The organism is Psychrobacter sp. 1Y10, from assembly GCF_052259005.1.
GTDB classification, from domain to species: domain Bacteria; phylum Pseudomonadota; class Gammaproteobacteria; order Pseudomonadales; family Moraxellaceae; genus Psychrobacter; species Psychrobacter saeujeotis.
This window is the reverse complement of the sequence record NZ_JBQQES010000004.1, coordinates 38,338-62,461: the sequence shown is the minus strand read 5'-3', so window position 1 is coordinate 62,461 and position 24,124 is coordinate 38,338. Positions and strand designations below refer to the sequence as shown.

At 44.3% G+C, this 24,124-nt stretch carries 17 protein-coding genes; 11 read left to right on the top strand and 6 right to left on the bottom strand.

Features of this window, described 5'->3' with window-relative positions:
* Positions 1-32: 32 nt before the first annotated feature.
* The gene (locus ACTXGH_RS07215) at positions 33-1,238 is read right to left on the bottom strand and encodes an acetyl-CoA C-acetyltransferase (RefSeq protein WP_439296833.1); all 1,206 of its coding nucleotides are present in this window, start codon (positions 1,236-1,238) and stop codon (positions 33-35) included.
* Positions 1,239-1,300: 62 nt separating this feature from the next.
* Positions 1,301-2,452 carry an acyl-CoA dehydrogenase family protein gene (locus tag ACTXGH_RS07210; protein ID WP_439296793.1) on the bottom strand — a complete coding sequence of 384 codons (1,152 nt, stop codon included), beginning with the start codon at positions 2,450-2,452 and terminating at the stop codon, positions 1,301-1,303.
* A gap of 343 nt (positions 2,453-2,795) precedes the next feature.
* Here ACTXGH_RS07210 and ACTXGH_RS07205 point away from each other — a divergent pair, with 343 nt between their 5' ends.
* Positions 2,796-3,452: a hypothetical protein gene (locus ACTXGH_RS07205; RefSeq protein ID WP_439296794.1), complete on the top strand. Its 657-nt coding sequence runs from the start codon at positions 2,796-2,798 to the stop codon at positions 3,450-3,452.
* Positions 3,453-3,540: 88 nt separating this feature from the next.
* Here the strand turns inward: ACTXGH_RS07205 and ACTXGH_RS07200 are convergent, their stop codons facing one another.
* Both ACTXGH_RS07200 and ACTXGH_RS07195 read right to left on the bottom strand, forming a co-directional pair.
* Positions 3,541-5,214 (bottom strand): sensor histidine kinase, encoded by a 1,674-nt coding sequence (locus ACTXGH_RS07200; protein WP_439296795.1) that lies wholly within the window; start codon positions 5,212-5,214, stop codon positions 3,541-3,543.
* A gap of 14 nt (positions 5,215-5,228) precedes the next feature.
* Positions 5,229-5,921: a response regulator transcription factor gene (locus tag ACTXGH_RS07195; protein WP_439296796.1), complete on the bottom strand. Its 693-nt coding sequence runs from the start codon at positions 5,919-5,921 to the stop codon at positions 5,229-5,231.
* A gap of 288 nt (positions 5,922-6,209) precedes the next feature.
* On the opposite strand from ACTXGH_RS07195, the gene ACTXGH_RS07190 reads away from it, so the two are divergent.
* On the top strand, positions 6,210-6,767 hold the full coding sequence (locus tag ACTXGH_RS07190; RefSeq protein WP_439296797.1) for a Spy/CpxP family protein refolding chaperone: 558 nt from the start codon (positions 6,210-6,212) through the stop codon (positions 6,765-6,767).
* 154 nt (positions 6,768-6,921) lie between these two features.
* On the opposite strand, the gene ACTXGH_RS07185 is transcribed toward ACTXGH_RS07190, so the two are convergent.
* Both ACTXGH_RS07185 and ACTXGH_RS07180 read right to left on the bottom strand, forming a co-directional pair.
* On the bottom strand, positions 6,922-8,526 hold the full coding sequence (locus tag ACTXGH_RS07185) for a hypothetical protein (protein WP_439296798.1): 1,605 nt from the start codon (positions 8,524-8,526) through the stop codon (positions 6,922-6,924).
* A 47-nt stretch (positions 8,527-8,573) separates the two neighbouring features.
* Positions 8,574-10,472: a hypothetical protein gene (locus ACTXGH_RS07180; RefSeq protein WP_439296799.1), complete on the bottom strand. Its 1,899-nt coding sequence runs from the start codon at positions 10,470-10,472 to the stop codon at positions 8,574-8,576.
* Between the two features lie 408 nt (positions 10,473-10,880).
* Here ACTXGH_RS07180 and ggt point away from each other — a divergent pair, with 408 nt between their 5' ends.
* From ggt to ACTXGH_RS07135, 9 genes are all read left to right on the top strand, one after another.
* Positions 10,881-12,752 carry a gamma-glutamyltransferase gene (gene ggt, locus ACTXGH_RS07175; RefSeq protein ID WP_439296835.1) on the top strand — a complete coding sequence of 624 codons (1,872 nt, stop codon included), beginning with the start codon at positions 10,881-10,883 and terminating at the stop codon, positions 12,750-12,752.
* 65 nt (positions 12,753-12,817) lie between these two features.
* Entirely contained in the window at positions 12,818-14,299 is a 1,482-nt protein-coding gene (locus ACTXGH_RS07170) for an FAD-linked oxidase C-terminal domain-containing protein (RefSeq protein WP_439296800.1), read from the top strand.
* Positions 14,296-15,354: a glycolate oxidase subunit GlcE gene (gene glcE / locus ACTXGH_RS07165; protein WP_439296801.1), complete on the top strand. Its 1,059-nt coding sequence runs from the start codon at positions 14,296-14,298 to the stop codon at positions 15,352-15,354. The genes ACTXGH_RS07170 and glcE overlap by 4 nt, the downstream gene beginning before the upstream one ends.
* A gap of 12 nt (positions 15,355-15,366) precedes the next feature.
* Positions 15,367-16,578, top strand: a complete 1,212-nt coding sequence (gene glcF / locus ACTXGH_RS07160) for a glycolate oxidase subunit GlcF (RefSeq protein ID WP_439296803.1) — start codon at positions 15,367-15,369, stop codon at positions 16,576-16,578.
* Between the two features lie 179 nt (positions 16,579-16,757).
* A complete protein-coding gene (locus ACTXGH_RS07155; RefSeq protein ID WP_439296804.1) occupies positions 16,758-18,005 on the top strand; it encodes an NAD(P)/FAD-dependent oxidoreductase in 1,248 nt (415 codons plus the stop codon).
* 456 nt (positions 18,006-18,461) lie between these two features.
* Complete coding sequence (gene dnaE / locus ACTXGH_RS07150) at positions 18,462-22,175, top strand: DNA polymerase III subunit alpha (protein ID WP_439296805.1); 3,714 nt, start codon at positions 18,462-18,464, stop codon at positions 22,173-22,175.
* A gap of 49 nt (positions 22,176-22,224) precedes the next feature.
* The gene (locus ACTXGH_RS07145) at positions 22,225-22,608 is read left to right on the top strand and encodes an Hpt domain-containing protein (protein WP_439296806.1); all 384 of its coding nucleotides are present in this window, start codon (positions 22,225-22,227) and stop codon (positions 22,606-22,608) included.
* Positions 22,609-22,610: 2 nt separating this feature from the next.
* Entirely contained in the window at positions 22,611-23,483 is an 873-nt protein-coding gene (locus tag ACTXGH_RS07140) for an RNA methyltransferase (RefSeq protein ID WP_439261430.1), read from the top strand.
* Positions 23,484-23,585: 102 nt separating this feature from the next.
* Positions 23,586-24,029 carry a YtoQ family protein gene (locus ACTXGH_RS07135; protein ID WP_299220519.1) on the top strand — a complete coding sequence of 148 codons (444 nt, stop codon included), beginning with the start codon at positions 23,586-23,588 and terminating at the stop codon, positions 24,027-24,029.
* Positions 24,030-24,124 lie beyond the last annotated feature (95 nt).

The window sequence follows — 24,124 nt, the reverse complement described above, 5'->3', positions numbered from 1 at the left end:
ACTTATTATTTAACCATTGTTTTACAGATAGCTTATACACGCTCAATGATAGTGGCGATGCCCATACCGCCACCGACACAAAGCGTAATCATCGCCGTTTTTAAATCACGGCGCTCTAACTCTTCAAGCACAGTGGTAAGTAGCATGGCACCCGTGGCTCCTAACGGGTGTCCCATCGCAATAGCGCCACCATTAACGTTGACTTTGTCCAATGAAACGCCCAAATCTTTCGCCGTCTTCATCGGTATCGCGGCGAACGCTTCATTGATTTCCCATAGATCAATATCGGCTGCCGTCATACCGGCTTTTTTGAGCGCCTTTTGACAAGCAGGTGTCGGACCGGTCAGCATAATAGAGGGCTCAGAGCCAATGACCGACGCCATAATGACTTTTGCACGCGGACGCAATCCTGCTTTTTTACCCGCAGCTTCGCTCCCCAGAAGGCAAAGCGCAGCGCCATCAACAATACCAGAGGAATTACCAGCATGATGCACATGATTGATACGCTCAATGCTGGTATATTTGTCCAGCAAGACGCTATCAAAGCCCATCGCGCCAAGCTGGGCAAAGGAAGGCTTGAGCCCTGCTAAAGTATCGACTGTCGTATCGGGACGAATGGTCTCATCTTTATCAAGCAACAATCGACCATTTAAATCATGCACAGGTATTACCGCATTGTCGTAATAGCCAGCAGCCCATGCGTTAGTAGCGCGCTGATGCGACTCGGTAGCAAAGGCATCAACATCTGTACGACTAAACCCTTCAAGTGTCACAATGGTATCGGCACCAACGCCTTGCGGGGCAAAGCCAGTCACAGAATTTACCCGCGGATCCATAAACCAAGCGCCACCATCTGCGCCCATTTTTACACGGCTCATTGATTCGACACCGCCTGCAACGACCATATCCTCCATACCTGACATGATTTTACTCGCCGCCAAGTTAATAGATTCAAGGCCAGAGGCGCAAAACCGCGACAATGTCACGCCAGCGACCGTTTCATGCCAGCCCGCATCAAGCACCGCAATGCGGGCAATATCTGCCCCCTGTTCGCCGATTGGGGTCACACAGCCGAGCACCACATCATCGACCAAGCTAGTGTCTAAATCATTGCGCTGTTGCATGGCATTAAGTAAGGTGCGTACCAGCCAAATGGGTGTCGCTTGATTTAAGCTGCCGCCTGCTTTGCCTTTACCGCGAGGGGTACGAATGGCGTCGTAAATATAAGCCGTCTGAATCATGCTATATCCTTATAGTCTTAATGAAATGGTTTTGATGAAAATTTGAAAAAACGAGTCGCTTACATAAAGCGTGACGCCAGCTCTTTCATAATCTCGTTGGTACCGCCATAGATTTTCTGTACCCGCGCATCAGCGTACAAACGCGCAATCGGATATTCCATCATATAGCCATAACCACCAAATAACTGGACGCACTCATCCATTACGATGCACTGTTTTTCGGTCACCCAATATTTAATTAAAGCAGCATGCTGCACCGTGAGCTTATCTTCGACCAATGCTTCAATAGCAGCATCACATAAGGCGCTTGAGGCAATATAGTGTGTGTTACATTCTGTCAGCTTAAAGCGGGTATTTTGAAAGCTCCATACCGGCTTGCCAAAAGCGGTGCGTTCTTTGGTATAGTCAATGGTCAAATCTAGTGCTAATTTCATCGCCCCAATCGCTGCCAGTGCTACGATCAAACGCTCTTGCGGTAATTCTTGCATTAATTGCGCAAAACCTAACCCTTCAACCGTACCCAACAAATTGGCTTGCGGCACGCGCATGTTATTGAAGAACAGCTCTGAGGTATCTTGTGAGGCTAAGCCGAGTTTTTTAAGCTTTTTGCCACGCTCAAACCCCGGAGCATTATCGGTTTCGACAATTATAAGCGATACACCTTTAGCGCCAAGAGATCGGTCAGTTTTGCAAGCAACGATAATTAAATTACCCAATTGACCGTTAGTGATAAAGGTCTTTGAACCATTGATAATATAATCATCGCCTTCTTTGACTGCGTAGGTCTTGATGTTTTGCAAATCTGAGCCTGTGCCCGGCTCAGTCATAGCAATCGCGCCGATTAACTCCCCTGTTGCCATTTTGGGTAGCCACTTTTGCTTTTGCTCTTCAGTACCATGATGCAAAATATAAGGGGCGACGATGCCTGAATGCAAAAAGCCACCGAAGCCTGCTTGATTGGCTTCAGATTGCGCATAAATCAGCGCTGCTTCATGACGAAAGTCACCACCTGCCCCGCCGTATTCTTCTGGCATTGAAGCACACAAAAACCCCATCTCGCCTGCTTCTAGCCAAGCTTCCCGATCGAGCATACCGTTTTCACGCCACTTCTCATCGTGTGCTTCCCAATCTCTAAATACTTTGAGCGCACTCTCATGCAGCATTTCAATCTCTTCATCCATCCACTTTGGCTTAAAGCATGCAATAGTCATTGATCCATCCTTGGTCTTGGGTTACTAGGTAATTTGATTATTTACTATACTTGTTTATACAATGCCTGCCAAACCAAAGCTCATGAACTACTAGGTCATTAACTTTATTGATTATTAGCCAGTATCGTTAATTGCAAGCGAGGTTATTATGTTTTTAATCATTGCTTTAATCCATTCTATAACATCATAATTACGCAAAAACCCCGTATTGGGGCTTTTTTATGGAGATAGCATTCAGATAATAAGTTGACTATAATTACGTCAAGCTTACAAAGCTGACTTAAAACGCTTTATTAATGGTTGTATTAAGTTGGCTAATGCTCTTGAAATTTAGGTCTACGTTATGAAGAACACGTTGTTAATATCTGGTTTAATCGTCACTATCTCTATACCTGTCCATGCAGCAGATTATCAAAGCTTTATTGCGCCAAGCTCCTTAGGCAAAAGCATACATACACTGAACAAGAAGTATCAGTTAGGATTGAAAAAACAAAGTTCCGGCAAATATGGCAATCGTGAGCTTAATGATTGCAGGCTTATTGTAAAAACAAATAAGAAAAATCGGATTAATGAAATTAAAATAATAGACAGTAAAAGCTGCAAATATTCTACTACCTCCAATGTGAACTATAATAGTCAAACTACCAAGACTCAGGATTTGCTCAGCCAAGTTGATATTCAAGACGTACAGTTTGTTCCAGGCTGTTTTAACTGTCCCTCACGGTTAGAAATAACCGATACACTAGTTATTGAGCGCGAAAAAGACAACTACCTCACAAAGTTTGAGATAAATGGACATAATAGAAAGTACTTAAACTATATTGCCAAAAATCTTTTTGGTGATTTCTCAGATGAAAATTATTACTCCACCATGAATCTGCTCGAGTCAAGAGCTGCTGAGGAACCTAGCCTTTACGATCGTAACGAGTTCAAATTACAAGCCATTGAAGCTTACAATTTGCAAGACAAACCGCAGAGCTATACGATTGCACTTAAATAGCTTATTTAAAATGGCCACTTACATTAAGTGGCTATAAGTTCTGCTAGTAAGACAATTTATGTTGCTATGTAGGTAACTGCTGTGCAAATTACGCAGAATAGGCGGGCAACACTATTTGCACCACCAACCCTTGAATACCATCTTGTCGATTATAGACACTGATCTGACCCTTATGTGCCATCACCACCGCATGGACGATCGCTAATCCTAATCCATAGCCACCAGTTTCGCGATGGCGGGCAGAGTCTAGCCGTACAAAGGGCTGAAAAATACGCTCCAAATCTTCATCCGCAACACCGCCGCCCTCATCTATTATGCTAATTTGAATAGCAGAGGTTTTACCGTCCATCTCTGCTTGTTTAATCTCAGCAATAACCGTTGAATCAGCTGCAGTATGCATAAAAGCATTACGAATGACGTTTTCAAGTGCACTGTGTAGCTGTTCTTGATTGCCTAGCACTGTCCAAGGAGTATCTGGAGAAGTAGCTGATAAAGGCATGACTAATGAAGAATCTGTCAATAATGAATTATCCGGCTGCCATTGCCAGTGTACGTTTTTCTGTTGAAACTCAAAGCAGACATCTTGTCCAATCTCACTGATAATCTCAGCAATATCAACTGCTTCATTTTCTAAATTGTCGATAGTATATTGCTGCATTTGTAGAGATTGAATATGAATGATTTGCTCGATTAGCTCATTCATCCGCGCAGATTCTTTATCAATACGGTCAAGGTAACGATTGGCATTCGGCGCAAAGTCTCGCGTCAGCTCAGTTGCAACGTCAAGCCGTGCCAATGGCGAGCGTAGTTCGTGTGAGATATCACTGAGCATCTGCTTGCGTGCCAGCTCACTCTCAGCCAGCCTTGTTGATAGCTTGGCTACGTCTTTTGCGAGTAAACCAAGCTCATCATCTCCCATCTTAGATAGATTGGGATTAGCCTGATAATCGCCGTCAATCATACGGTGCACCGTGTTTTGTACACGGCGAATACGCTGGGTCAGTGTACGACTCAGCCAAATGCAGACTAAGACACTAAAAAGGATAATCAGCAATAAACGTATCGGAAAATTACCACGTTGCAGTGCTACAACGTCGGCAAAACGCAGATGCGGACGCAATTGTACAATGACCGCTTGCTCATCTGGTAAGACGACCGTCACGTCAGCCAACTCAGGACGACTATCGGGATTAGCTATATTCGCACGATTCGCTGTCATCGGTGACAGGATATTATCTAAAAGTGACGGCTCATTATCCGATATTCTATCGTTGTTGTTATTAGACATTTTATTATCAGACATTTCATCATCAGGCTTAGGCACTGACTGCATTAATGGCATTAATGAAGGCCTCATTACCTGCCGACCATCTGGCATTCGCTCTTGTCTATGTTCTTGCCTACGCTCATCTCTATCACCATAACGCGGAAATATAATGGCGCCTTGCTCATCATAGACTCTGATTTGATTCATCAGCCATCGGTCTTCACGATACATCTGCCTAACGGTAGTTAAATCACCTACTTGTAACGCTTCAACCATCTCTTGACGCTTAATTAATAAACTATCAATTTGTACATCCATGCGAGCATTCAGCGCTTTTTCGACCAACCAGCGCTCCACCACGATAGATAGAATAGAGGTGATCAGAATCGTTAATAATAGGCTCAGAAACAGACGCCAAAACAGCGTGATTCGCAGCTTAAATTTAGTCGCTTGATTAAGCGTTTTATTGTTAATAGCTTTCTTGGCAGGTTTCATCGATAAGTCCGTCATTACAGCACCAGCTGATAGCCTTTACCACGGATAGCTTTGATAGGCTCATCGTGGAAAGGTTGGAGTTTTTTGCGTAGGCGCGACACATGTACATCAAGGCTACGATCGAATGGCTGCAGTTCACGCTGCAACACATGCTCTGATAGCCACGCCTTACTCACCACCTCACCTTTTTGTTTGAGTAGCGCGACCAATAAATCAAATTCTGTCCCCGTCACTTGTAGCTCTACGCCATCTATCTGACAAAGCCGCTGATTTTGATCCAGATGCAAACGACTCTCTGGTAGCGGAGTATGCTCTGATGCTGCCGCATTAGTCCGCTTGATAACGGCATTGATACGTGCCAGCAACTCACGCGGATTGCAGGGTTTAGTGATGTAATCATCAGCGCCAAGCTCAAGCCCAATGATACGATCGATCTCTTCACCTTTTGCCGTCAACATAATGACTGGAATATCACTAATATTCGGCAATTGACGTAGCACACTAAGCCCATCGATTTTTGGCATCATAATATCCAGTACCAGCAAATCATAAGCAGAAGCTGAAACATCGCTATTTGCGGTTTTAAGCTTCTGGATGACCGCCTCACCATCGTGAACGCAATCACATTGAATACCATGATTGTGCAAGTATTCTTGTAATAACTGGGTCAACTCTTCGTCATCATCACCTAGCAATATATTTGGCACATCTGTCTCCTTGAGCCTTAATAGCGTTATCATCCATATTATCAGGCATGTGCTTATCAATACGCTATAAACGTTACCTTTCTTAATACTTTATAAATGTTCGCAACCTTTAACTGTCGTAAGATAGCGCATATCAACAGCAAGTATTGCTTTTATAAATTGTGCTTATACAGCGTAGTGCTTATAGAGTAGCTGACAGTACTTATCTACAACGTTCTAAAAATCATGCTTGCAAGATAAAAACTTAATGTTCATTTAACCAAATCGAATTAAATAAAGGATATCTTTATGAAAAAATTATTAATGGGTTCAGTACTAGCAATGTCTAGCGTATTTACAGTTACCGCTTGTACGAGTGTCAACGCAACCACTGATACAGCAACAACGACCAGCAAAATGCAGCATCATAAAACAGGTGTGAAAGGCGGCATGCATAAAGGCGGTATGAGAGGTCCAATGTCGCAGCTAGACTTGACCGCCACACAGCAGGCGCAAATCAAAGCCATCATGGAGGCCAAACACGGCAACCGTAAAGCTGAGCGCGCACAAAGCAAGGCAGAACGGGCACAAATGCATCAGCAACTACAAGCACTGACCAATGCCAGCACGCTGAACACCGCCAGCACGCTGAACACCGCCGCGCTTAACCGCCTAGCGGATCAGCAAGCAGCTAAAATCAAACAACGCTTTATCGAGCGCGTCCAGACCCAGCATGCTATTTCGCAGGTCTTAACTGCTGAGCAGCGTGCCAAGATGGAACAACTCAGATCAGAAAGACAAGAAAAAGGGCGTCAGCATTCACAGAACCGTAAAGGACATGATAAACAGCAACGCCAAGGCATGTAATTTGTCATTAATATAGAGATTTATATTAAGGCTTAATGTCTCATAAAACTCGGTATAAAAATATAAAAAAGCGCATCGTATGAACGGTGCGCTTTTTAGTTGTCTATGTTAATAAAGGTTAATCAAACTAAACTTACCTATTTTCAAACAGTCTTCAATCGATCGAATCAAGACGCTCTTTAGCCATCGGTAACATAGCAAAAACCATCTTACCCATCGTAGTGCCATTACCATCGCGATAATACTGTATCAGCTCATCACCATACTCGCGCACATCAATACTATTACTCGCGTTCGGCACTTGCATATCACTTGGTAAGTTAGGAAATGCCTTGTCCTGAGGACGTATAGCAGAGTATTGCTGCAAAATGTCCATTACCAAATTCTTATCAGAGTCGGTTTTGTTTGGAAACTCACTACGCAGATGCTGCCATTTTAGCTGACCACGTTTATCAAATCCGTATAGCTCCTGCACCATTGAACTCGTTTCTATCTCAGCTTCTGATGTCTCAACCTCGCTATATATGCGTCCTTTTATCATTGCTAACATTTGCTGCATTAACACTTTACTAGTGAATTTATCAGAACTTGCGGCGGTTGCTTGGTAAGTTTCATTCTTATTGACTAACTCTGGATATTTCTTAGTAATACGATCATAAAAAATACCCATGTAGTCTTGGTAAAATTGCTCATAGCTTGCAGCGCTTTGTACACGGCGAATAACTTCATCGCTTGCTAGCATTGCTGGCAGTTGATGCGCAGGCAGCTTGGGAGTAAGTGACGCTAATGTATTAGGAGCGACATAGTCAAACTGGCTAATAGATGCGCTGTCGAATGTAATATCTAACGCGGCAAAGTGGCTTTTTATCAATTCATTGCCAAAGCCTTTAGGCAGCGTGCCGTCGTTAATGGCTATTTTTAACCACTTATTTAGCCATTTTGTACCGAGCTTATCGTCTAACATTTCTGAATTGAGCATCGCAAAGTTATCTGCCCATAGATAAATATTACCGTTTTTAAAATCTATATAGATGGGCTGATTGATACTGCTTTGATGATTGCGCGCTTGGTACTGTGCGCTTGCGAGCATCGTAGCCTTGCCAGCCATAGGCTGATAAACACCTTGCGAGTTGATAGATAACGGTTTTAACAAGTAAGCATCTAGCAACTGCGCTTTCTTGATATCTTGCGGTGTTGATTTGTTGTCATAATTGTCAAATAGCTGTTGGTAATGAGGCGATACGGTGACATCACTATCGTACTGATTATCTTCCCATGCTTGATAGGCATCCGCGCATTCAAGGTAAGACTGCTTAATTGCCGTTCGCAGAGCTTCATAACTAACAGCTTCGATATCTTTACTCTGGGTTTCCGCTTGGCTTACTAATGCTACATACGCCTGATCATGGGTTTCTTCGCAGTAATCATAAATATAATCTGAGCCGACTAAATTCTTGGCATTTATATTGGTAAATTGCTGATCGTTACCAATCTCAAGATTGGCATGATAGCTAAAAGACTGGCGTCGTTGCTTCTGTAAGGCAGTTGCCAACGCTTTTTTGGCCGCAGCTGGCGTTTGCTTTGCTGTCATAGCGTTCGATTGGCTCAAGCTGGTAGATTGGCAACCCGTTAATAACAGTGCTCCCGTTAGAAGCGTACTGCTAAATAATACACTGCCTTTAATCATTGATGGAAGGCTAGTTAAAGGTGGGCTAGCTAACGGAAAAAGATTTGCGATGGCTTGACGTACTGTTTTCATTTTTTATCCTTATAAATATGGGCTTGAACATAACAAGATAGGATTATTTATTTTCCTTTGTCAGTATCATCTTCAGCATCGTCGTATTCACCATTCTCATAGTTGCTACTGTCATCACCGTAACCACTGCTTTCGTCATCACTTAAGCTACTATCGTCATATTCATAGCGTACATAACGAGCCGCTTGCAGTCTGTCTTTCTGTTGACGTTGCTCGACCATCCAAGCGTTGCCATCGATAGCAGGTTTGGCATTTGCGTCAAAAGACTCCGCTAATACAGGCGTTAGTGTATGGTTATTAAAACTACTTTTATCGTAGCGTATTTGGTTTAGTACAGTAGTAGTTGAACCCATCAAATCGCTACCGATATTGGTACGTTGCTGCTTAGCAAGCAAGTGATCTGAGCTGTCTAAGTAATAGTAATTCACCTGATTAAATGAGATAGGAGCGATGGCTTCGATTAGCTGTAATAATGCGCCCACATCTGCACTTTGGTAGCCTTTGTTGTATAGCTGCAACTTAGCAAGCACCGCTTTTAGCATGGCACCATCAGGATATTTCTGCGGGTTGGCATCGACATGATCTTGTAGTGATTGGGTCATATATTTTAGGGTTTTTCCGATCATTTCACCGCTTTGCTTGCTGCCAAAATATACCTTTACCGCTCGACTCGCACCGACTTCTTTGGCAAATGTATCGTTTCGAATATCTACTGCACTGAAATACTCAGGCGCGAGCTCTGCCATGCTATTTTGTACAGCATCAATCGCCGCATCATAAAGGACTGACGGTGGCAACTGTGCTGTAATACTCTCTGGCAACCCAAAGCTTACGGTATGCGATGCCATCTCGTTAGGTAGTGGTGTTTTCTCAGGATTGACAAGCGCCATAATAGGCATGATTGCTGATGGATCTACCGAAATGCGACTGTTATTAAAATCGAATGCGAGCGGTATTTGTACGGATGAGCTAATCGTTGGTGTGATGTACTCGTAGCTATAAACACTTTGCAGCTGTCGTTGTTTGGGCTTGTATCGACTGACACTATTGAACGTTAAGTTTTGATATTGATAAGCATTCGATGCCGCTATCTGCTCAGGCGTACGATGAATCATACTTAGAACTTGGCCAATCATACCTTTTGACGACAAAGGATGGCTTTCGTCGTTCGTACTCTCTTTTTGCTGTTTTGCCTTTTGTACAGCCTCATAGCTCTTAGCTAGCTCTTTAGGGTTAAACTCTGCCATCTTTGATAGCACACCATTACTTACCTCATTGTCATCATCACTGTCTATACTTTCTCCATATCGATCATAGCCATACTCATCATAGCCGTCTTGATTGTAGCCATCATTATCGTAAGCTTCTTCTACAGCTTCGGCTTCAATATACTCGTCATAATCTGAATCGTAATCTGAGTCATAATCGTCTGAGGCTGTATTTTTGTAAGCATAAGCTTCTATAATTGTTTTAAGAAGACTACTAGAGCCTGCATCAATGCTATCTGGATCAATAAAAGGTGCCATATGATAATTGGCTTGTGCGACTGCTACATGCTCAGTGGCTAAATGCTTCCGAATGGCAACAAGTAAATGTGACTTGGCTTGATTCTCCGTATTTGGAAATTTGGGCTGATTGAATAATTGCTCGTAACGCTCAGATTTGGCATTTAAGCTGGTATTAAACGCTTGACCTTGTGATTGGATAAGTGCGTTGTCTGAGTTTTCAAAGTTAATAAGCGTTGCTGATGCAGTAGCAGACGTTGATACAGTTGGACTTGATTGACAACCTGAAAGCACAAAAGATGCACTGCCGAACAGCATACAACCTGTCATGGATAACAATCTAGGTAAATGATAGTTGCCTTGAGCATTATGAGATGAGTTATGTGGCACTGATTCAGATAGACACTGTCGATCGCCATTATTAGAGTGATTTGATGACATAAGAATCCTTTTATCCAGGGGACGATAGCAACGCCATTAAGAGCGTTATTATTTATAGCACAAAAGATTACAAATTAGTGACTTATGCGTAAAATAACAATTGGTATATTAAGATTGATTTTCCAAAAAGCTCAAATTCTTTGATGATTGAAGCAGCTAGTTCGCAGAAATTTTCTTAGCAATGTCATTTGCGACTAATTAGTAATATTAAAAACAAAAGCTAACATTTGGTTTGTGCTAGCTGCTATATTCATTATTATCTACTTATTTTTACTTCCGCCTAATTGCTCACCTACTCGTAAAAAGGACTTTGCGATGCCAAAATTATCTTTTCACTCTCACAACGATACCGCTTCTTCTCAAAACCGTCATAATAAAGCACTGGTAAAAACAACCCTAAAATCTGCGATGCTATTGGTTAGCAGTACACTATTACTGTCTGTATCTGCTCATGCGCTTGAACCCGTTGCACCAAATGATGGTAATACAATAAATAACACCTCAATCAATACCAGTGCAATCAATCTTGCCATCATGGCGGACAACCCAACGGTCGTACTTGAGACTCAGCGCATCACCCGAGCGAAAACCAATACGCTTACCTCAACGACTAGCAATGCCAAAGCCGATCAAGCCATCTACTCTGAAGATGCTATCCATCATCCGGTCTGGGCAAAGAACGGCATGGTAGCCACTCAAGAAGCATTGGCCTCTGACATTGGCTTAAAGATTTTGAAAGACGGTGGCAATGCCGTTGATGCTGGCGTCGCTGTTGGTTTTGCATTAGCCGTTACCTTACCGCGCGCTGGGAACATCGGCGGCGGCGGCTTTATGATGATTTATGATGCCGAGAAGGGCAAAACGGTGGCGCTCGATTACCGTGAAAAAGCACCGAGTAGTGCCTCGCGTGATATGTATCTCGATGAGGAAGGCAACGCTGTCAGTGATTTGTCTCGCTTTCATGGTTTAGCTATTGGTGTACCGGGGACAGTCGCAGGGCTTTTAAAAGCGTTAGAAGATCATGGCACGATGAGTCGCGGGCAAGTAATGGCGCCTGCCATTGCACTTGCTGAAGACGGTATAGAAGTCACTGCTGGCTTGTCGGAATCGCTAGAAGCCTTGAGCGATCGTTTGCAAAAATGGCCGAGTACTAAAAAGGTGTTTTTTAGAGCGGATGGCAGCGCGTATCAACCAGGTGAACGCTTAAAGCAGCCAGAACTTGCTCGCTCTCTGAAATTAATTGCCGCACAAGGTGCTGATGGTTTTTATAAAGGTGAGACAGCACGCAAAATCGTCAAAGCCATTAATGACGCTGGCGGCAGTATGAGCTTGCAGGATTTGGCTAATTACGAAGCCATCGCTCGCGAGCCAGTCAAAGGCGACTACCGAGGCTATGAGATCGTCTCGATGCCGCCGCCTTCTTCTGGTGGTATTCATATCGTGCAGATTTTAAACATATTAGAAGGCTATCCGCTTAAAGACTATGGACAAAATAGCGCACAAACCATTCATTTGATGGCGGAAGCGATGCAGTTGGCTTATGCCGATCGAGCTGAGTATTTAGGGGATTCGGACTTCATCGATGTCCCTGCCAGTGGTCTTACCTCTCAAGCGTATGCAGATAATCTCCGTACATCGATTAATCCAAATCAAGCTACGCCAGCAGCAACGATTAAAGCCAACAATCCACTACCCTACGAGAGCGATCAAACCACGCATTTCTCTATCGTTGATAAAGACGGCAATGCGATAGCAAATACCTATACGCTGAACTTCTCATACGGTACGGGCCTTGTCGCTGAAGGTACCGGCATATTACTTAACAACGAGATGGATGACTTTTCTGCTAAGCCAGGCACGCCTAATGGCTATGGCTTACTTGGTGGTGACGCCAACGCCGTTGAAGCCAATAAACGTCCGCTATCTTCTATGAGTCCAACCTTAGTATTTAAGGACAGTAAACCATATATCGTGACAGGCAGCCCCGGTGGTAGCCGTATCATTACTACCGTCACCCAAATCATCTCCAACGTCATCGATCACGATATGAATATCGCCGAAGCCACTCATGCACCGCGTATTCATGATCAATGGCTGCCTGATGAGATTCGCACTGAAAAGGCACTAAATATTGACACGGTTAAAAAACTTGAATCCATGGGCCATACGGTCAGTCCAAAAGCAGCTATGGGCTCAACACAATCAATTATGTTGACGCCAAATGGTGTCTATGGTTCTTCTGATCCGCGTATTGTCGATGCGGCAGTGGTAGGATATTAAATCGGGTAACAAATTGGGTGTTAAATGAGATAATAAAGTTCATTCATTTAGCTAAGGAAAGCCTTATGATTGAGAGCAAAAGACCTGATAAAACCACGTTAGCGACTATGTTTCGCGCTTTTATTGAGCCCGAATACGTAATCAGTGATGAGGAAACCCAAAAGCCTTTTGAGTGTGATGGTCTGTCTGTTTATTGTGATATGCCACTGTTAGTCGTCTTGCCAGATACGGTCGAGCAGATACAAGAAGTCATGCGTATTTGCCATCGTTATGAGATTCCAGTAGTAGCTCGCGGAGCAGGTACCGGACTTTGTGCCGGAGCCATGCCCAATCCCGATGGCGTGCTGTTAGTACTGTCGCGTTTTAAGCACATTCTTGATATAGACCCTTTGGCTCGCACAGCACGCTTACAACCCGGCGTACGTAACTTAGCCATCAGTGAGGCGGCCTCCGTACATGGCTTATATTATGGTCCAGATCCCTCCTCCCAAATTGCTTGTACGATAGGCGGCAACGTCGCTGAAAACTCTGGCGGTGTACATTGTTTAAAATACGGGCTGACGACTCACAACTTATTAAAAGTAGAAATGGTCACCGTTGAAGGCGATTTGATCAGCATTGGTAGTGAAGGACTTGACAGTAACGGCATTGATCTTATGGCCTTAATAACGGGCTCTGAGGGTTTGCTTGGTGTAGTTACCGAAGTGACAGTTAAATTATTACCTAGTCCCGAAAAGGCGCAGGTCGTTATGGCCTGTTTCGATAACGTACAGACGGCAGGTGATGCGGTAGGCGCTATTATTGCTAAAGGCATTATTCCAGCAGGGCTTGAAATGATGGACAGCTACGCCATCATAGCAGCTGAAGCCTTTGCTCAAGCAGGCTACCCTACCGATGCAAAGGCGCTGCTACTATGCGAATTAGATGGTACAGCGGCGGAAGTTCAAGAGCAAATCATCGAAGTTGAACAGCTCTTTAGCCAGCTAGGAGCTACCTCGACTCGAGTGTCTCAGAGCGAGGCGGAACGCGCTTTGTTATGGAAAGGACGTAAGTCTGCCTTCCCAGCGGTAGGCCGAATCTCACCCGACTACTATTGCATGGATGGCACTATTCCTCGTGGCCAACTGGCGCATGTATTGACTGAAATGCAAAAACTCTCAGAGCACTATAATTTGCGTGTGGCCAATGTCTTTCATGCCGGTGATGGTAACTTGCATCCACTGATATTATTCGATGCCAATATGCCGGGTCAGCTTGAAAAAACTGAGGAATTTGGCGCTAGTATCTTAGAGCTTTGTGTCAAGGTAGGCGGTTGTATCACTGGTGAGCATGGCGTCGGTATAGAAAAAATCCGCCAAATGCGTGTGCAATTTAATGAGCAGGAATTACGCCAATTTCATGCTATTAAATCCGCTTTCGACCCTGATGGTACACTTAATCCAGGTAAAGGCATTCCTGTCCTAAAAAATTGTCAGGAATATCGGGCGCTTGATAAGATAATGGACGATTCTGTGCGTCAGCCGCCACAACATGGAGTACCGACATGAAGGATATCAGTGCTGAGCTGATTGAGCGAATTAAACAGGCCAGTAGTGATGGTAGCAAATTACAAATAGTTGGCGGTGGCAGCAAGGAATTTATGGGTCGCACGCCCGAGGGCGTCCCGCTTAACATTGCTGAGCACAGTGGTATCGTTAGTTACGAGCCGATTGAGCTGGTATTGACTGCACGCGCTGGCACGCCGTTGACCGAGATTAATAACGCTTTGAGTGAACATAATCAGAGATTGGCGTTTGAGCCACCGCTATTTAATGGGCAGGCGACTTTAGGAGGCACGCTAGCATGTCATCTATCGGGACCCGGACGTCCTTGGAATGGCTCGGTCCGGGATCATGTCCTCGGTATTCGCCTGATTAATGGTCGAGGTGAAGCGCTGCGCTTTGGTGGTCAAGTGATGAAAAACGTAGCTGGCTACGATGTCTCAAGAATGCAAGCCGGAGCGATGGGGACTTTAGGTGTCATTAGCGAGGTCAGCCTAAAGGTCATGCCCAAACCTGCTACTACTATTACCCTCAAACGCGAGATGGATGCAAAGCAAGCTATCAAAGAGATGAATCGTTTAGCAGGACTGCCTAATCCTTTGACCGCTGCTTGTTGGTTTGAGAATCATCTTTATTTACGTCTAGGGGGCGCGCGTAGTGCAGTCGACAGCACGGTTAAGCAGTGGCAAGGGGTAACATTAGAAGACGGTGATAACCTATGGACACAGCTACGTGAGCAGCAGTTGGGTTACTTTTCAGGTCAAGCACCTTTATGGCGGTTCTCAGTCAATAGTAATGCTGAGCATGTATTGCCAGATAAAGAGTGGCTGCTAGATTGGGGTGGCAGTCAACGCTGGCTGCGCGGTGATTTCGATACTGAATCATTGGAAGCACTTGCCAAGAGTATGGGTGGTCAAGTGAGCCTTTACCGTGGTGGTAATCGGTTACAAGAGGTGTTTCATACTCAGCCTGAGGCACTGCGCGGACTCCATCAACGGCTCAAACAAGCTTTTGATCCAATGAGTATTTTTAATCCAGGTCGTCTCTATAGTTGGATGTAATAGGAAAACGTTATGCGTACCCAAATTAATGTGAAGTATATAGATCATCCAGAAATCGAAGAGGCCGACTCTATTTTACGTAGCTGCGTACACTGCGGGTTTTGTAATGCCACTTGCCCTACTTATCAGGAATTGGGCGACGAGAGAGATGGCCCACGTGGACGTATTTATTTAGTAAAACAGCTACTTGAGACCGGAGAAGTTAGCGAAAAATCACAAACGCATCTAGACCGTTGTCTAACCTGTCGTAGTTGCGAAACCACTTGTCCTTCTGGCGTAAAATATGGGCGCTTGGCTGAGATAGGCCGCGGCATCATGGAAGAGCAATTAGAGAGACCACTACAACAGAAAATGTTGCGCTGGTTGATACGCCAAATCTTGCCCTATCCGAAGCGCTTCGGGCTTTTATTACGCTTAGGACAACTGTTTCGATCCTTTTTACCTCATGACTTAAAGCAACAAGTACCCATCAAACAAATCAAGCGCGCTTTGCCGACCCAGCAGCATACACGCCGGATGTTGGTATTAGCAGGATGCGCGCAACCATCAGCAACTCCAAATACCAATATTGTGACCGCTCGCGTGCTCGACAAATTAGGTATTAGCTTATTTACTGCGCCCGAAGCCGGTTGCTGCGGTGCCGTCAGTTATCACATGCCAGCCCATGAAGAAGGATTGGCTTTCATGCGGCGCAATATCGATGCTTGGTGGCCTTATATTGAAGACGGCGTAGAAGCTATTGTTATTAGCGCCTCAGGCTGCGGCTCGATGGTCAAAGACTACGGCGAAAAACTACAGTATGACCCAGCTTATGCGGCCAAAGCGAAACGAGTAAGCGAGCTGACTCGTGATCTTGGAGAAATATTAGTTAAGGAAGATCTGAGTCAGCTGCAATTGCAAGATAAGGGGCGCAAAATAGCCGTACACTGTCCTTGCTCTTTGCAACATGCCCAGCAGCTTAGCGGCTCAGTTGAACGGATATTGCAGCAGGCAGGCGTTGAGCTCACGCCTACTAAAGACAAGCATTTATGCTGCGGCTCTGCTGGGACTTACTCAATACTGCAGCCTAAGCTGAGTCAACAATTACTAACCAACAAGCTTGCGGACTTGACGATTGGTTATCCAGAGCAGATAGTAACCGCTAATATAGGTTGCCAACTCCATTTAAGTAGCCGATCAAGCATACCAGTGAAGCACTGGATCGAACTGTTGGATCCGCAGTAGTTAGATTTACGATAATAGGTAATTAAGTTGAATCTCCTTATTTAAAAATGAAGATAAAGGTAGTTAAATTCTCTAGATATTTTCTGAACTTAGTATATGGGTTTTAGTCAGTTAATATTTACGACATCAACCAATCAGGCTTCTTTAAACTCAGCACATGAGCACTATCGAGAGTCCTTATGATTACTTCAAATTTCGACTTACACATTATTGGTGGCGGTATTATTGGGCTTGCGACTGCAGTGATATTACAAGCACGAGGTGTAAAGGTAGCATTGCTAGAGGCAAATAAAGTTGGACAAGGCGCGTCATTTGGCAATGCCGGACATATCGCGCCAGAGCATGTGTTTCCGATAGCTGATGCCAGCATGCTCCGTCATATTCCAGCCATGTTATTGAATCCAACAGGACCGCTACGCATAGACTGGCGTTACTTACCTCGTTTGATGCCTTGGGCCATTCAGTTACTACTGAATATGCGTCCTGAACCATTTGAGCGCATTCATCAAGCGTTATTAAGCTTAAATACTAACTGCCTTCAAGCATGGCTAGACTTTGCCAACCAGTGGCAACTAGACGATTGGATAGAGGTAAAAGGTTCGTTATTGACCACTGAAAAAACAAGTGGCATTGATCTGCTCATGACCCAAGGCAAGCGTCTTAACGATGTTGGCGTGACCAATGAACTACTGACCAAAGAGATGCTATTAGAACATGAACCCGCCTTACAAGATAATCAATTAGCGGCGTTGTTTTTCCCAAACACAGGACATATCACCAATTTAACAGCGGTAATCAATCAGCTTAGCAGTACTTTTAGACACCTTGGTGGTGAGATTATTGAACATTGCCGGGTCCTTGAAGCGCACACTGATGTAGACGGCATTCGCTTGAAGACCAATCAAGGTGATATCATCGCCTCCAAAGTGATGTTATCGGCAGGTGCTCATTCAAAAGCCTTGGCTAAACAATTAACGGGGGTCAATGTTCCTTTAGATACCGAACGTGGTTATCATTTGATGTTACCTCATGAAAGCAAACGCATACAGACTCCCGTAACCAGTCTAGATCGGCGCATTGTGATGACACCGATGCAGGAGGGTTTACGTTTGGCGGGCACAGTAGAATATGCAGGACTTGAAGCTCCTGCTAATATGCAACGAGCGCACATATTCTTACAGCATGCACAGCCCATGCTAAAGACTCCCTTAAATTCCAACGATAATGTGCCATGGATGGGCTTTCGTCCATCAACCTCTGACTCTCTCCCTGTTATAGATAAGATTGAGCGTGTGTTTTTAAACTTTGGCCATCAGCATTTAGGCTTAACACAAGCTGTTGTCAGTGCAAAAATGATTGCCGAATACTATTTTGATGAAAGTCATACTATCGACCCCAAACCTTATCAGCTTGCCCGGTTCAGATAAGTAGGTTGTCAAAACATTGTTAATTGGGCAAAGACTAGGGCGTGTTGAACATTCGATCATGGCACTAACAGAGACTATTTTTTAGGCGATTCAAAGATAAAAATAGTAAGTTTAGTCATTCTAAGCGTCTCTTTTTATCAAATGAGCAGCAAAAAATAGTCCTGTCCTCTCAGGCTGATGCTAAAAAACGCCTTTATATCAAGATTATATCAAAGATCTTTCGCAAATCTGGAAACCGATTTCATTCTTTCTCGTATAACACCTAGTAGCTGAATCAGTGGTTGTCTGTGCCAAATAATGCTATTATTAGCAGCTAAATTTAAAATGAATAAATTTGGCTATCGACGTCTTATTTACTCCTAATTACTTTTAAAAAATCCACTCAAAGCATTGATAATAATAAATTTATTTTCTTAGCAGCTCACCTCCTTTCGATTGTATTAGTAAGAGTCCTCTATGGCATTTGTACACCTTGGCATTCACAGCGAATATTCAATTACCGATTCTATCGTGCGCATCAAGCCGCTTATCAAAGCTGCTGCTGCCGATAATCAATGTGCGCTGGCGTTAACTGATTTATCCAACCTTTATGCTACGGTGAAGTTCTATCGTGCCTGCCTTGGTGCTGGTATCAAGCCGATTATCGGTAGCGAAGTCATCATGGATAATGAAGATACACGGCTAACCCTGCTAGCGATGGATAACGAGGGCTACCAAAACATCACCCGCATCGTATCGCTTGGCTTTACCGAAGGTCGCGCTGATCCTGATAATCACGGCGTACCCATCGTCAAGCGCAGTCATATCTTAGAGCACGCAGCGGGCGTTATCGTATTGCTTACGGAAAAGTCAGATGTCGGTCAAGCGCTGGTCGGATCTATGCCAGAAAAAGCCGATGAGCTGCTGACAGAATGGCAAGCGCAGTTTGATGATCGCTTATACTTTGCTATCAAGCGTACCAACCGTCCAGGGGAAGATGCTTTTATTAAAGCCGCTATCCACTCAGGCGCCAAACACAACATTCCTCTCATTGCGCATAACGATGTGCGCTTCTTAGAACAAGACGATTTTGATGCTCATGAAGCACGCGTCTGTATCGCAGGATCTTATGTACTAGCTGATCCAAATCGTCCAAGACTGTATTCAGATGAGCAATACCTTAAGACTCAAGAACAGATGGAGCAGTTGTTTGATGATATTCCACAGGTTATTAATAATACCTTACGTTTAGCAACCCGCTGTAATGTGACCTTGACCCTTGGTATTAACGTCCTGCCCGACTTTCCTGTGCCTGAAGGTGAGACGATTGAATCGTTTTTTCGCGCGGAGTCAATACGTGGCCTTAATAATCGATTGGACAAGCTATTTCCGATTGAGGAGCGCGATGATAGTTGGGACGACTTTCGCAAACAGTATGATGAGCGTCTAGAGTATGAACTTGAAGTTATCTTATCGATGGGTTTCCCCGGTTACTTCTTAATCGTCATGGACTTTATCCGCTGGGCGAAAGCCAATGGCGTACCGGTAGGACCAGGGCGTGGTTCTGGTGCTGGCTCACTAGTCGCTTATGCACTGAATATTACCGACCTTGACCCCATTCATTATGACCTATTATTCGAGCGTTTCTTAAACCCTGAACGTGTCTCCATGCCCGATTTCGATATTGACTTTTGTATTGAAGGTCGCGATAGAGTTATTGATTATGTCGCACAAACTTATGGGCGTGAAGCAGTCTCGCAGATTATTACCTTTGGTACCATGGCAGCTAAAGCGGTGGTGCGCGATGTGGCACGAGCACAAAGTAAATCTTACTTTCTTGCCAGCAAACTATCTAAACTTATTCCAAAAACCCCAGGCATCACGCTCAGCCAAGCGCTTGAGCAAGAGCCGCAGCTCAAAGACTTAATCTCCAACCCTGATAATATGGATTATGAAGATGCCATTGAGATTTGGGAGATGGCGATTAAGCTTGAAGGCGTATGCCGCAACGTTGGTAAACATGCCGGTGGCGTCCTAATTGCCCCGCATAGAATTACTGATTTTAGCGCCATTTACTGCGATGATGACGGACATCGTGTTAGCCAATTTGACAAAGATGATGTCGAAGATGTGGGCTTGGTAAAGTTTGACTTTTTGGGTCTGCGTAATTTAACCGTTATCAATGCTGCGGTAGAAAACATCAATCTACGCCGCGCAAAAGAAGGTCTCGATGCGCTAGTATTAGAAGACTTGCCACTAGATGACAAAAAAGCTTATAAGCTGTTACAAGATGCTAAGACCACGGCCGTCTTTCAGCTAGAAAGTATGGGCATGAAAAAATACTTAGCCAAGCTACAACCAACCAATATCGAAGACGTCATCGCTATGTGTGCGCTCTATCGTCCAGGACCACTCGATGCAGGTATGGTTGAGATGTATATCGACCGTAAACATGGCCGCGAGGAGGTCATCTATGACCATCCAAACCTTGAGCCGATCCTCGAGAACACCAACGGCGTTATTGTCTATCAAGAACAGGTCATGCAGATATCCCAAGTCATGGCAGGCTATAGCTTGGGCGGTGCGGATATGCTACGCCGAGCCATGGGTAAAAAGAAACCTGAAGAGATGGCCAAACAGCGCGATATCTTTGTCACTGGTGCGACCGCGCAAGGGATCGATGAAGCGACCTCAGGTGGCGTATTTGACTTGATGGAGAAGTTTGCCGGTTATGGCTTTAACCGCTCGCACTCCGCCGCTTACGGTGTGCTCGCTTATCAAACCGCTTATCTCAAGCAGTACTACCCTGCCGAATTTATGGCTGCGGTACTTACCTCTGATATGAACAACACTGACAACGTCGTGTTCTTTATTAATGATTGCCGCGAAAACTTTGGCCTCACGGTTGTCAATCCATCAGTGAACCGTAGCGAGTGGCACTTTGTTGCCGATACGCCGACCAACATTATCTACGGCTTAGGAGCGATCAAAGGCGTGGGTGAAGGTGCGGTTGAGTCTATCGTCGATGCGCGTCGCCGCGGAGGCCCTTTTAAAGACCTCTATGATTTTTGCCGCCGAGTAGATATCAAAAAAGTCAATAAGCGTACTTTAGAGGCCTTGGTAAGCGCCGGCTGTTTTGATGACTTTGCCGCGACGTTGCGACCAGACTTGCCAAGCGATGAAGCTTACGAGATTCGCGGTGCACTCATGAGTCAGTTGCCAAGCGCGGTACAAGCCGCTGAGCAAGACCGCCAAAACAACGAACTTGGCATGATGGATTTGTTTGGTGAAATGGACGGCGTGGTCGCAGCACCGCCTCTAAAAATGACGCCAGAGCTGATTTGGGGTGATAAACACCGCCTCAAAGCAGAAAAAAACACGCTAGGGCTATATCTTACCGGCCACCCTATTAATGAGTACTTAGATGAATTAAAGCGCTACACCTCCGGTGCTCGTCTCGATAAGCTCACAGACACAGGTTACAACGGCAGCTGCTACTTTGCAGGCCTTATTATCGATATCGCCAACTTCGGTAACCGAAATGTGATTACCTTAGATGACGGTACCTCACGATTAGAAGTCAGCTGCTATGCCGAGCGTTTTAATCGCGTTAAAGACCAGCTAAAGGTAGATGAAGTGGTCATTATTAAAGGCAGTATCCGTGAGCGTGATGGCCGTCTGTTTGCACGACTTGATAATGCCATGACCATGGTGGATGCACGCTTGCGTTGGCTCAAAAAAATTAGTATTAAAATACATGGTAGTGATATTCAATTACTCACGCGTTTGCAGCCACTGCTCAAATCAGCACAAGCTGACATCATCCCAGCACCGCGCTTGACTTATAATAATGATCAGGACGAACAAGACAGTAATAACACTGGTGTCTATGATCCTGTTATGGGTGGTAGCTTATATGATGAAGATGGTAACGACTTGTTGGCGCTAGAAAATGATATGAATCAAAATACACTTCAACAAAATGGCAGCAGCTATGCCAACAACGCTTTGAGCAATACCGACGACTCAATCAATGATAATTGCTTACCACTTGGCTTGAGCATCTATGAAAGTTATGGTATCGCTAATGTAGGGTTATCTGAGCATTGGCGCGTCTATCCTAATGACGACAATTTGCAGCAGTTAAAGAGCATGGTGACTGAAGACAACCTGCATTTTCATTATAGTTGATACTATAAATATAGAAGTTTAAAAATATTTTGACACTGGATAGGTATTAATGACCAAAGAACACTTCAAAAAAGACCATATAAACAAAAACTTAGATGATGGTATTATCAATCATGAACAATTCGAAGATTTGCGTGAGTTGTTTGAAGAAGATTTTGAAAAATTGATACGTGCTTACATAGTTGATAGCCAGCATCGTATCGAAACACTACGTGCAGCGCGAACAGCGAATGACAATGTCAACGGTTTCGAGATCGCCCATGCGCTAAAAGGCGCTAGTGCCAACCTAGGAGCAACTCAGTTGGTAGCGCTTAGTCACCAGCTACAAGAGCACTGCCGCGAACGTAAAATTAACCAGCAAGCAAGTCTGATAGAAGACATTGCATTAGCATTACAACATGTCGAACAAGAAATCAATAAAAGACTGAGTTAATAATGAGCACTTCTGACTTACCCGTATCTCCCAACGTTTCAACATTTACCGCTGCTGATTATCTGTCTTGCTTACAAGTTGTCATGGTCAATACCACTTTACCTGCCAACATTGGTTCAGCAGCGCGGGCCATGCATACTATGGGCCTGTCACGTCTGACAGTCGTCGATCCTAAGCTACCGATTGATGAAACCAGTATTTCTCATGCGGCAGGAGGCAGTGAGCTACTATCATCGGCTTTGATAACACCAACACTAGAGTCTGCAATAGAAGATTGTCAGTTGGTGTTTGCAGCCAGCAGTCGTAGTCGTCATTTACCGCGCCCTGTGGTCACACCCACACAAGCCGCCAAAATCATGTGTGATTTTATTGATACTCAATCTACTTTTGATATAACAAATAATAACGGCAACGCTTCTGGTACTGGTAAACCAAATATCGCTATCTTATTTGGCCGCGAAGATAGAGGTTTAACCAACGAGGAATTGGCTTATGCCGATTATCATATTCAGATTGATGCCAATCCTGCCTATCCCGTGCTTAACGTCGCATCAGCCGTCCAAGTGATTGCCAGCTTTATATTTGCTTATACGCGAGCGCATATAAAAGCTGATAACGATATGTTAGAGTTGACGGAACAAACGACGTTGAACACCTATGCACGTCAGCAATGGGACGAGCCAGCGATTACTCAGCAACAACTACAACAGCTTACTGAGCGTACCACTGCCTTGATGGTTCAACGCAAACTGGCTGATAGTGAAAACTTAAAATCATTGCCCTCACGTTTGTCTCGACTTGGCTCACGCATTCAGCTTGATCAAAAAGAGTATCAGTTGCTAAGCGCACTTATCGCTAAGCTTTTAAAAGATTAAACTCTGTGACGTACAAGGTTTAAGGTATTGATTTTTTGACATTATTCACGGTAGTGTTACTATCTACAAGCAATATAATTTAATCATAAAAAGGAATTTAAAATGAATTGGAACGTTTATTTGTCCGGAGAAATACATACCGACTGGCGACAGAAGATTATGCAAGGGGCAAAAGATTATGGTCTTGCTATCACCTTCACATCAGCAGTGACTGAGCACGAAGCCAGTGACGCAGCCGGTGATGTGCTTGGCAAAGAGGAAAATGGTTTTTGGCGCGATCATAAGTCGTCAAAGGTTAATGCGATTCGCACCAAAAATATGATTCAAAAATGCGACATTGCTATTATTCGCTTTGGCGACAAATATAAGCAATGGAACGCAGCATTCGATGCTGGCTACTGTGCTGCACTGGGTAAGCCTTATATCACCTTGCACGCTGAAGATATTATCCATCCATTAAAAGAGGTTGATGCTGCGGCCATGGCATGGGCACAAACGCCCGAACAAATTGTCGAGATATTAAAATACGTTATTAGTGACAGCTAAACGATAAAAGATTGCCTATAGACAAAGCGCCACTGGTTAGTGGTTGATAGGTTGTTTACTGGCAATCTGTTTTTACTTACGACTCATCGCTATGT